Annotated in this window: 2 protein-coding genes; both read right to left on the reverse strand. The window is 45.6% G+C overall.

Annotated elements, in window-relative coordinates; genetic code table 11:
* Window positions 1-32 precede the first annotated feature (32 nt).
* Window positions 33-4577, reverse strand: coding sequence for an amino acid adenylation domain-containing protein (locus V7K84_RS10820; protein WP_334837974.1), 4545 nt, complete (start codon window positions 4575-4577; stop codon window positions 33-35).
* Window positions 4570-12633, reverse strand: a complete 8064-nt coding sequence (locus V7K84_RS10825; protein ID WP_334837976.1) for a beta-ketoacyl synthase N-terminal-like domain-containing protein — start codon at window positions 12631-12633, stop codon at window positions 4570-4572. The genes V7K84_RS10820 and V7K84_RS10825 overlap by 8 nt, the downstream gene beginning before the upstream one ends.
* Between the last annotated feature and the right edge of the window lie 457 nt (window positions 12634-13090).

Genomic DNA, 13090 nt, shown 5'->3' on the forward strand with positions numbered 1-13090 from the left:
CCTAATTTTTCAGCAAATGCTTTTTGGCAAAGTTAAGTTTTTTGTCGCTCGATTGACTTTCTACGCATTTCGAGACGTTTATGGCTTTGCTGAACAGCAGTTTGTTCATTCTGTTTGGGACTTAAATATTTTACTAGGGAGCTTATGGTTGGGTATTTAAACATTTCAGTGATTAAGAAATTTCGTTTAAAGATTTCTTGTAGTTTTTTATGAACCTGAACCATGAGCAATGAATGACCACCTAGATCAAAGAAATTGTCATGCACTCCCACCTTTTCTACACGAAGCACCTCTTGCCAAACCGTAGCAATAGTTTGTTCTATCTCGGTTTGAGGCGCAATATAAGCCGCTTCTAATTCTGGGCGAAGCGCCTCTGAATTAGGCAGCGCTCTGCGGTCTACTTTACCATTGGGGGTTAAAGGCAGGGACTCTAGAACCATAAAGTCTGATGGCATCATGTAATCGGGTAGGTGTCTCTTGAGGTAGCTCTTAAGAGATTGGGTTAAATTGTTTGAGCGGTTGTTTTCTTCTCTGTTATGGTTAGCAAATAATTTTTGGTAAAAAGGTGTTTGCTTGAACAGTTTTTTGTAGTGATACGATATGTGTTCAAACTCAATAACCTCGCCATTTTTTCTTATGACACGACCTTTGATAGCATAATCAGGATTAAGATGATTATCGCAAAGCGTTCGGCTACAAAATGCTTGTATCTCATCTCCAACATTTACTTCAATACCTGGTTGAAATACTGGAAAGTAAACTGGTAGCCAGCAATATTCGTGTTCGAGAATATCTATTTTCTCTCCTTCCATTGTATGCAAATTCAGCCACAGTAAAAAACCATCTAACCTACCATTTTTCTTTATAATAAACTTGACTTGATGATGGTCTTCTGTGCTGATATATTGCGTGAAGTTCAAATCTTCAAAAACATCTTCATTGGAAAGGATATTTGATTGAGGAAATCTCTTAATACAGACCCTTAAATCAAACGGGTACCCAACTTGCTCAAAAATTTTCCTAGTATAATGCTCAGAGACTTTGCTAAATTTAGGGTTGTGTAATATCTCATTTGGAAGAGTGACAGCGGCGATTTTGGTAATACTTCTAGAGGGAATCATCGCTCCGTCTTGCTTCAGAAGATTTCTAGAGTTATTAATAATTACCGCTGCCCCTTCACATCCACCAATTGGTCCCACAATTTCTGAGACGCAGATATCAGCTTTTTCCGGCAGATTAACTTCGGTGGCATCTCCATGAATGATAGCGATCGCATCTCCTAGACCTAGTTTTTGGACACAAGCGGATGCCTGCTGACAAGTTTCTGCATTTCTCTCAATCGCGTAGACTCTTTTAGCACCAGCTTCTGCACAGAATCTAGCCAAAATAGCATCTTTACCCGTGCCAATCTCGACGACGACTTTATCTTTTACCAAATGATTAATAGCGACTTTATAGCTATGATTTCTTCGTTGATCGTTGGTCATAGCGTAATACAAAAAATCGTCGTAAACGTAGTATTCTGCCACGGACGGCCATAGTTCCGCTTTATCAGTTTCTTGGTTATCTTGCTCATGTTCTTGTTCTGGGACAACATAAGCAACTAGGCGCTTGTTACCAGAATTATCTTCTCTATCTATGACTACAGCAGAACATACAGCAGGGTGTTGAGTCAGTTTGGCTTCGATTTCTCCAAGTTCAATACGATACCCCCGCACCTTAACCTGCTCGTCAAGGCGACCAAGAAACTCTATGTTCCCGTTGAGTAGATAGCGTGCTTTATCACCAGTTTTGTATAGACGCATTTCCCGATCTTGGCTAAAGGGATTGGGGATAAACTTTTCATTGGTCAACTCTGGACGATTTATGTAACCACGAGCTAACCCAACACCACTAATATACAATTCACCGGGAACTCCAACAGGAACAGGTTGGAGATGGTCGTCTAGAATATACACTTGAGTGTTAGCAATGGGGCGACCAATAGGTGGCTTTCCACTGCTATTAGGGCTGCAAAGAGCTATGGTTGCACAGACAGTGGCTTCGGTTGGTCCGTAAGCATTGAAGAAGCGTCGGTTACTAGACCACTGCTCTACTAGGTCAGATCCACAAGTTTCTCCTGCAACGATAATGGTTTGCAATGTTGGTAGTTCAACAACAGGCAGAACGGCCAACGCTGACGGCGGGAGTGTAATATGTGTAATAGCCTGCTCACGCAATAGTTGCACCAAAGCTGGTCCTGGCAATAACTCTTCTTTTGTGCCTAAAAAAAGCGTTGCTCCAGAACACAGAGTCATGAAAATTTCTGAAACTGAGGCATCAAAGCTAGAGGAAGCGAATTGGAGAACGTGGCTGTTGAGTTGCACATCAAAGGTGCGAATCTGTTCTTGGGTAAGGTTGCACAATCCTTGGTGAGCAATGAGAACTCCCTTGGGCTTTCCTGTAGATCCTGAGGTATAAATCACATATGCCAAGTTCTTAGCTGTTGCGCCATTGACCGGATTCTTTGTACTCTCGTGAGCGTTCGGTGAAGCCGTGCCGTAGGCATTCGTCTCCCAGTCTTTATCTAAGCAGACAATATCCGTTTGTTGTTGAGGAAGCTTCTCAAGTAATTTTTGCTGAGTCAACATCAGTGATACTTGAGCATCTTCTAGCATGAATGCCAGACGCTTATAGGGATAGTTTGTGTCTATTGGTACATATGCTCCACCTGCTTTGAGGATACCTAAGATTCCTACCACCATCTCTAAAGAGCGTTCTACACAAATACCGACTAATGTCTCTGGTCCTACTCCAAGTGCTTGCAAGTGGTGCGCTAATTGATTAGCCCGACTGTTCAACTCGCAGTAGCTCAATTGCCGATCTTGAAAAACTACAGCTACCGCATTTGGGGTTCGTTCTACTTGAGCTTCAAATAACTGATGGATACACTGGGAGCGGGGATACTCTACGTGAGTGTTATTCCAATCCACCAGCAACTGATACTGCTCACTTGCGGTTAACAGGGGTAATTGAGAAATTGGTTGCTGGGGATTGGTAACAATGCCTTCCAGCAAGCTCTGGAAATGTTCTGCCATCCGAGTAATAGTAGCAGCATCAAAGAGATCCGTATTGTATTGCAAAGAAGCAGAGAGTAGCTTATCAGTTTCAAAAATTGTCAACGTCAGATCGAATGCAGCCCCTCTGGCTCCCAAAGTTAAGGTTTCTAACTCAAGCTCCTGTTGATTCATTCCATCGGTTGCCGTTTCACCCAGATTCAACCGTGGTTCTCCTTGCCCCTGGGTCTGGTGTGGCTTATCCCAAACGAATATAACCTGGACAAGTGGCGAGAAACTAAGGTCACGTGTCGGACAGAGTCGCTCAACTAAAAGCGGGAAGGGGTAATCTTGATGAGCGATCGCACCTAACACTGTCAAGCGTACTTGGCTGAGAAACTCCTTGAATGTGGGATTTTTAGAAAGATTTGCTCTTAAAACAACTGGGTTGACGCAATAACCCACTATTCCTGCAAAATCGGCTCGACTCCGACCAGCTGTGGGGGAACCAACCAAAATATCTTCTTGATTGGTGTAGCGGTATAGCAGCACTTGAAAAGCCGCCAGGAGAGTCATAAAAAGCGTTGCTCCCTCAGCCTTTCCTAGCACCTTCAGCTGCTGGGTAATTTCCGGGTTCAGTTTAAAAGTATGCGAGGCTCCATGATAAGTTTGAACTGGTGGTCGAGGTCGATCGCTTGAAAGATTCAACACAGGCAACGAACCTGCCAATTGTTTCTGCCAGTAAGTCCACAGCCGATTACCTTCGGGACTGGCCAGCATTTCAGTCTGCCAACGAATATAGTCTGTATATCTCACAGAAAGAGGAGGTAAAGATGTTGGTAAACCAGCTTTTTCTGTAGAGTACAGCAGATGGAGTTCATTGATTAACACCACAAAAGACCAAAAATCGCTCGACATGTGGTGTATTACCAGTGAAAGCACGTATTGCTTGTCTGGGCGAGTAAATAAACTTATCCTAATGACAGGTCCTCGTTCCAAGTCGAAAGGACGATCGGCTTCTTCTGCAAGGCGCTGATTCAATAGCTCGTAGCTCCAGTTGGAAGCGTCTGTCACCTTGATATCTACTTTCTGATCTGCGTGAACCTGTTGAACAGGTTTATCCTTGCGTGTCGTGTAAGTAGTCCGCAGGCAAGTATGGCGCTCAATAAGAGCCTCAAACGCCCGTTTTAATGCCAGAATATCTAAATCGGAACGGACGTATGCCGCATACGCAAGGTTGTAAGCTGGGTTTTCTGGTGCCAGTTGGTATAAAAACCATAAAGCTTGTTGACCCCAAGACAGAGAATACACAGATTCAGATGCGCTGGTCTTTTGCTGGAGTAGCTGTGCCAAAAGGGCACGTTTTTCCTGTAGCGAAAGTTTATGATTTGGACTTACCCATTCTCGATGCATATTTTCAACTGTGTGGGAAGTCCCACCTTCTATTGTGATCTGTGCGTTCTCTATGTTCGCGTGGTTTGTTAAAGTAGTTTTTTCGTCACCACTGTCTAAGCTTTGATTATTTTTCGAGACTTTACTCACCTTTTGAAACCTCCTTTTCGGCCAAGATGGAGTTCAGCAATAAATCTACTTTCTCTTCTGAAAGTTGATCGAGCTTAGCTAACAAATCCTCTGTGTTATTCATACCGATCAAATCCAGATCGTTAACTTTTTGCTCATTATGATTGTGTGTAACTGCTGCTGTCGTCAGTTGCTGAAACACCTGTCCTGCTAGCTGAACAACACAGGAACCCTGAAGAAAGTTTGCGATCGGTACGACTACCCCCAAGTCATTTTCTATCAGGTTCTTTATTTCAACAGCCATCAAAGAGTCGAGTCCGAGGTTGTTAAGAGGCTGCTGCACATCGAGTTGGGAAGTGGTCAGCCCTAACACCCTAGCCACCTGTTCGCCTAGATAGGACTGCAATAACCGCTGCTGCTCTCCAGGTTCAGCATTCAAAACTACATTTCTTGTCAGACGCTCTTTTCTTTTTAGACTCTCTGCTTCTGAAAAGACGTTTATTTCGTCATGCAGTAGGTAAGAGAGCAGTGGTAATTTGCGGGACGCTGGATAAAAATCGCGCAACTGTGACCAGTTGACAGGTAGCACACCGACTTGGACAGAGCTTTGCTGGAGTAGCCTTTCCAGCAATTCCAACCCATGCTTTGGCTCTATGCTTTTGATTCCCAAACGTGCAAGATGCTCAGTCAAGCGCCTTCCTCCTGGTGTAGCCGCAAAACCTAAGTCTGCCCAGGCTCCCCAGTTAATGCTCAAGGCTACTCGACCTTCAGCTTGTCGATAATATGCCAAAGCATCTAGGAAAGCATTAGCAGCAGCGTAGTTTCCCTGTCCTGGTTGAGCTAGCAAGGAACTCAAGGAAGAGAAAAGAACAAAAAAGTCTAGAGGAGTATTTTCCAGTAATCGATGCAGGAGCCAGCCACCTACAACTTTAGGACGCAAAACCTCCATTAGGGAATCGGTATCAAGCTGCAACAATGTTCGATCCTGCACGACTCCGGCTGTATGTACCACACCTCGAATTGATGGCCAACCTGAGTGGTGAAACGCTTCCATGAAAGAATTGAGCTGGTTCTCACTCGCCACATCCACCGAGGCAAGATACACCTTAGCTCCCTGAGATTCTAGTTTCTGGATCGCGGCGATTTGCTTGGCCAGGCGACTTCCCTTTTCTACTTGGTTCCAGGTGGTGCGATCTGGGATCTGCGTTCGTCCCAAAAGGACGATCCGCCTCGCCCCTTGCTCCACCATCCATTGGGCGACCAAAAGGCCGAGTTCTCCTAGTCCTCCTGTAATTAAATAGCTGCCATCAGGTCGTAAAGCTTGCGGTTCTGGTGGTGTGGATTGGCGCTTGCGTACTAAGCGAGCAACGTAACGCTGCCCTTGACGGAAAGCCAACTGATCTTCTCCATCCGAGTTCCAGATTTCCTTGCATAACAAGGCAGCAGCATCATCTACGGGTGCTTGAGGATCTAAATCTACCAATCCTCCCCAAAGAGCAGGGTGTTCTTGAACAATAGTACGACCTAATCCCCATAGAGGTGCCTGAGCGATCGCTAGAGAAACCGGCTTCTCCTCCACCATCTGAACACCTTGCGTCACCAGCCACAAGCGCACTGTCTCGCCCCATTCTCCTCGCTCCAATTCCTGAACTAAGTGCAGGACGCTGCTACAGCCTAAGGTTTGGGCTGTTTCCAAAGAAGCGACTGTAGTTTCCTCTGGAGGAACATCAAGGCTCCAAAGATGTACAACTTTACTACATGGAGGCTGACCTGCCAAGGCAATCTCAAGAAGTTGCCGCATATCTTCCCGTCGCTGTGGATGGATGCGGAAGTACCCTTCATCGATGCGTTCATAGGCTTCGCCTGGGGAAACCAGAACAGACTTTTCTCCCCTTTGTGCCAAAAGTCCTGCTAGATGCTGACCAACACCTCCTCTGTCGGCAAAGATTAACCAAATCCCTGACTCTGAAGGCTTACCTTCTAACAGAGCTTGAGATTGCCACTTCAACTCATACAGCCAATTGTTGAGGTTTTCGGTAACAACGCCGTACCCATTACGATTTAAAAGCCCAGACGAAGCATGGCTGTCTATGTGTGTTACCGAGGTCGGTGCTTGAGCGACTAAGATATTTTGTCCTAAAACTGCCGCTGGCGAACCGGAATCAGGGAAGACCGCAACTTCAGAGAAGCCATGAGACTTAAGAACTGTCTCCCACTGCTTTGGTGATAGAAGGGGACTATCCTGTCGCAGTTGGTCATCAAAGCGTTGCCAACCATCGAATAATGCGAAGGTGATGTCCAGCCACGATTGAGGATGAGTTACTTCCCAAATCAGTAGTAGACCATTGGGAGCTAACAGAGAGCGAAGATGCTTTAAAGTTTCTCCTAGATTGCTAGTAGCGTGCAGGACGTTAGCCGCCACAACTACATCGAAACTCTGGGTTTCGTAGCCCTGCTCAATTGGATTCTGCTCAATATCCAGTACACCATAGCGGACAAATGGGTATGTCTTAAACTTTTGCTTGGCTCGAGCCAAGAAAAGCCCTGAAAGATCGGTATAGGAATAGAGCGTCCTCTCTGGTGGCATCACTGGCAGTAATGAAGCGGTGGTTCCACCTGTTCCAGCCCCAATTTCTAAAATTTGCAACTGCTTATTCTGCGGCAGAGTTTGTACCACTGACTCCACAACCGACCTAGCAATACCATCAAAGTAGCGAGCTACAGGAGTATGCTGATAAATGCCTTCTGCTGTTTCAAAGGAACCAGCTGGAAACAGTAAGTCTACTGGGTTCGCATCACCCACAAGGACAGCAGCCAGATTTTCGCCACAGCGTTGCATAAAGTCTAGTATGGGTGCAGCATTTGACCATTGCTTTCTGGCTTCACGCAATATAGAATTTGGACATGTTTCAGGCAGTGGTCGGAGACATACAAAAGTTTCTTCTTGTTGCTGCAACAAGTTTTCTGTAGTCAATCTTTCTAGCCATCGGCGCAAAAGTTTACGGTAGATAGACGAAATATTAAACTGCTCCAACAAAGAGTCTACAGAATGCTTTTCACCAGTTTGGGTATAAGCACCCAGCTTCTGAAGGGCACAAATAATATAGCTAGTCGTTAAACTGTCCAGACATCCCAACTCAGCCGGATATGTGTGCACTCCCAAATCCAACGGCCCTTGCTGGGACTGTCGATCGCCAGCTGATACTACGGACTCCCACAAAGGTTGTTTTTGTAACCTCAGCGACTGCTGTTTGACTGTTGATTTTTTCAGCCAGTAACGCTCCCGCTGCCAAGGATAAGTTGGAAGTGAAGTTCGGTAACGTGCATAGTCACGATCAAATCCAGCCCAGTCTACATTTACGCCTTTGACGTACAATGCAGCCAGACTATCCAAGAGGGTCTGCCAGTTATCCTGGTTTTTGTTCAGAGAAGGCAACCAAGTACCGATGCCTTTCGGTAGGCAGCGCTTGCCCATACCTAACAGAGTAGATTGTGGCCCCAATTCAATAAACAAGTCATAGCCCTGGTCGGCAAGAGTCTGCATACCTGCTGAAAATTCCACCGTTTCTCGCATATGACAACGCCAATAAGTTGCATCCGGGATTTCTCCTGGCTTGAACATTTGACCCGTCAGATTGGAAATTAGGGGAATACTTGGAGTTTGAAACTTGACTTTGCTCGCCAAGCACTCAAATTCATCGAGAATTGGGTCTACTAGTGATGAATGGAAGGCGTGAGAAACCTGCGTTGACTGTACGGCAATCTCCTCGGACTTAAACAGCCTCAGCACCGACTGTACATCCTCTCTCATACCGGAAATGACAATGTTTTCAGACCCGTTAACAGCAGCGATCGCCACCCGTTTTTGATACTGAGTCAGAGTATTAACCACTTGCTTATAGGACGCAAACACTACTGCCATCTCACCGATGGGGGGTAAGGACTGCATTAGCCGACTGCGTTCCACGATCAGCTTGAGTCCATCCTCCAAACTGAACACCCCAGCTACACAGGCTGCCACGTATTCCCCTAAGCTGTGTCCCATCACAGCATCTGGCACAATCCCCCAAGAACGCCATAATTCAGCTAGGGCATATTCTAGAGAAAATAGTGCTGGCTGAGTATATACAGTTTCGTGTAACAGTGGAGAAGTTTCCGACGTGGGGTAGAGTAACGACAGTAGGGGCTGCTGCAAATAGGGACGGAGCAGTTCGTCGCATCGCTCCAGAGCCTGACGAAAAGTCGGCTGGGTTTCGTAGAGTCGACGCCCCATACTAGGATACTGAGAGCCTTGACCAGTGAATAAAAACGCTATTTTGGGGTGATTTCTGCTCTGTACCTGTCCACTGAATAATCCTGATGTTTGTCCACCTGTGGCGAAAGCACCCAGTTGCTTATGCAGCTGTCCAGTAGATGCGGTTGCGATCGCTAGACGATGGGCAAAATGCGATCGCCCAGTATTAGCGGTGAAACAAACATCTGCAAGCGATACTGCTGGATGCTGCTCTAAAAACTTTTGATAAGAGCGCGTCAATGACTGCAAAGATATATTAGTTTTTGCTGATAATGTCAATATGTGCAGTGGGCGATCGACATCAATGTCTGTTTTTGTAGGTGCAGGCGACTCCTCTAATACCACATGAGCATTAGTGCCACCGAAGCCAAAGGAACTCACGCCTGCAAAACGACGCTTTTGATTCGCTAACCAAGGCTGTAGCTCTTTGGGAATAAAAAATGAGGTATTTTCAAAAGAAATATGCGGATTTAACTGGTTCAGATGCAGTTGGGCTGGGAGTTCCCCATGCTGTAGAGACAGCACAACTTTGATGAGGCTGGCAATGCCAGCAGCGGCTTCTAAGTGTCCAATGTTGGCTTTAACCGAGCCAATGGCACAGGGTTGATCTGGGAAGTGATTGGACATCAGTACCGCTTTTAGAGATTCAACCTCAATGGGGTCTCCCAAAGGTGTGCCTGTGCCGTGAGTTTCCACATAACTCAGTTGAGCAGGTGTCAACCCAGCGTTTTCTAAAGCCTGATGGATAACTGCCTGTTGGGAAGGTCCATTAGGTGCTGTCAACCCATTACTTCGCCCATCTTGGTTAATTGCAGAACCTTTAATCAGAGCTAAGATACTGTCTCCATCACGGAGGGCATCAGAGAGACGCTTCAAAACTACCAGACCGCAGCCTTCCCCTCTGACATAGCCATCAGCACTGGCGTCGAAGGTTTTACAGCGACCATCGGCAGCCATCATCTGTGCTTTAGAAAAGGTGATGTTCAGTTCTGGAGACAAAATCAGATTCACCCCTCCGACCAGAGCCATGTGAGACTCTCTTTGGTACAGGCTTTGGCAGGCAAGATGCACCGCCACTAGGGATGAAGAGCAAGCAGTATCTACTGCCAAACTAGGTCCGCGTAAATCCAGCAGATAGGATAAGCGGTTAGCGGTGATGCTGTAGGCGTTGCTAGTGCCAGCGTAAGCGTCAATGTGATGATAATCCTCAAACTGCAATCGGGAGTAATCATTGGTGCTGATGCCGATAAACACTCCTGTTTTGCTTCCAGCCAATTTATCTGGTGCAATTGCCGCATTTTCTAGCGCTTCCCAAGCTACCTCCAACAGTAGCCGTTGTTGGGGGTCTATACCCTCTGCTTCTCGTGGAGCAATCCCAAAGAAGAGGGGGTCAAATTGGTCTACTTGGTCTAGGAATCCACCCCAACGGGTACTCATTTTTCCTGGTGTTTCTCGATTGGAATCGTAGAAGGCATCGATATTCCAGCGTTCTCCAGGCACCTCAGTAATGGCATCAACTCCAGAACGCAGTAGTTGCCAAAAGGCTTCTGGATTGTTGGCATGGGGAAAACGACAGCCAAGACCAATAATGGCGATCGCCTCCCTTTGAGTTTTCTGCTGTGCTTCAACTTGAAAGTTTAACCCAAAAACAGATTCTCCACCTACATACCCGGCAAGGGCTTCGATGTTGGGGTAATCATATACCAACGTTGGAGAAAGCCGGCGTTTGAGCCAATTTTCTAGCTCACCTGTAAGACTGACCGCCGCCATTGAATCTAAACGATAACTGGCGAAGGGTTCCCGGACATCTATATTTTCGGGATTGACTTTGAGTTGCTCGGCAATCTTAGAGACCAACCAAGCTTGAATTTCTGGGACAGTTTGAGATGCTTTTTGTGTGCTTGAGGGCTGAGTAGAATTGTTTTGATCAAAGGAAGAGTTTTGTTTGTGTGTTTGTAACTCCTGAGCCAAAGTTTCTACTTCTGCTTGCAGATGTTTTAATTTTGCTTCTGTTTCTTGAGTCTGATTCCAATCTCCAACCACACTCAAGCTTCCAGCCAGAAAACCAGCCCGGCAAGCAGAGCGTTGAATTTTACCACTAGAAGTCTTGGGAATACTTCCTGGCTTGAGTAGCAACACGGCATAAACTTGCAATTCGTGTTCCTGGGACACCGCCTGACGAATAGCTTCAATGACTTCATCTACGTTCAAACGTCGAAGATAAGTGCGCTCTACCTCAGCTGCGATCGCTACTCGCTCCTCTCCATTCACATCGACCGGAAACGCTGCACTACAGCTTGGACGCAGCGCCGAGTGGCTCTGTTCTGCCGTCAGTTCAATATCCTGTGGATAATGATTGTGACCCCGGATGATGATTAAATCCTTGAGACGACCGGTGATAAAGAGCTGACCATCCTTGATGAATCCCAAATCTCCTGTCCGGAGAAACGGACCTTCCCGCGTGTCTGCCAAGTATGCGCGGAACGTATATTCTGTCTCCTCAGGTCGGTTCCAATAGCCGTGGGCAACGCTTTTGCTAGATACCCAAATTTCTCCCACCTGGTTAGGTAAACACTGAGTCCGAGAGGTAGGATTCACAATGACTACCTTCATATCGAGCACAGTACTACCACATCCTACTAGCGTTCGCACACCTGGTAAGTGACGAGAAAGCTCAATAATCTGATGTTTTTCAAGTTCAGATGCCTTTACACTGTAAAAAATCGGCATTTCTTTTTTGCGTATGCCAGAAATTTTCAGTACAACTTCAGCAAGCCCATAAGCAGGGCGCAAGGTACTCCAGCGGAAACCACAGGATTCAAACACCTCTACAAAGTTTTGTAAAGTTTCTGGGCGAATCGGCTCAGCACCATTTATTGCCACACGCCAACTACTTAGATCTAGAGTTGCACGCTGCTCAGGTGTAATTTTTTTAACACAAAGCTCATAAGCGAAGTTTGGAGCGCCAGTGTGGGTTGCTCTATAGCGCGAAATTGCTTGCAGCCATCGAATCGGTTGTTGAATGAAGGATGTGGGTGCCATCAAAATACACGGGAACCCCATATACACGGGTTGAATGATTGCGTAAACCAATCCAAAATCATGAAAGTGAGGCAGCCAAGATACAAGCACACTGTCTGAGCTGGTTTCCCACCCTATAGCAATGTGTTCTGAATTAGCCATCACGTTTCCATGGCTGATCGTTGCCCCTTTTGGTTTCGAGGTGGAGCCAGATGTGTATTGTAGATATGCGAGTGTTTCACCACTGATTGTTGGGGCTTGCCATGTTTGTGCTAGCTCTATTGCAACAGTGTCACTAGTCAGCACGTGTACAGCAATCGAGTCTACAATATCCCCGAAATGTCGTAGATTAGACAAAGTATCTGTGGTTGAAAGCACTACCTTTGCCTCTGCATCTTCCACAATGGCTTGTATGCGCTCTATGCTTCGGTTGTTGCTTCGGGGTGGATAAGCAGGGATAGCAATGATACCAGCGTATAAGCATCCAAAAAAGGCGGCTATAAAGTCCAAACCCGGGGGATACATTAGCAACGCTCGTTCCCCGCTTTTTACCAGGCTCTGCAACAGGGCAGCGATCGCCCGTGCCTGCAAATCTAATTCTCGATAAGTTAAACTATCTCCCTGTGTTTCTCCATCCACTAGAAAAGTAAAAGCTTTTTTATCAGGTTGGTGTATTGCTCTGCCGTGCAGAATATCTACTAAAGTAACCATAGTATCAGCGCTAAAACAACCATCGCAAGTTAAGTTTTCACTGGCTACCATTTAAATATCTCCTGCACAAATTTTTAGTTTTTTTTGGGATAAGTTTTGAGAAATTTATGTTATGCCCGCTTTGGGAATATATAGTTGAGCACTCGCATCTTGCAACTGTTAAGCTTGTTAATATGTTTTTTTATTTTAAATTTATTGTCGTACATATCATTACATCCAGTACTTCGTTTTTGTTTCTGATTCAATAAATATTTAGCATCTCATATTCCTTATAGGAACTTAAACATTTTCGAGGAATGAATAAAGCTTAAACCCTTGCATATTAAGCGAAATACGCCAAATATCCAAAAATACCGCTCATCCAGATATACCAACAAATCAAGCTAAACAATATCAGCATGTCTTGGATAAGGTAAAGAGTATTTACTCTTTACCTTATCCAAAATTTGCTCCTAAATTGTGTATGAAAGCAATAAATTAACCTGACGTTAATACTTATTTCTTAAAA

Origin of the sequence: Nostoc sp., from assembly GCF_036917315.1 — a bacterium.
Classification (GTDB): Bacteria; Cyanobacteriota; Cyanobacteriia; order Cyanobacteriales; family Nostocaceae; genus Nostoc.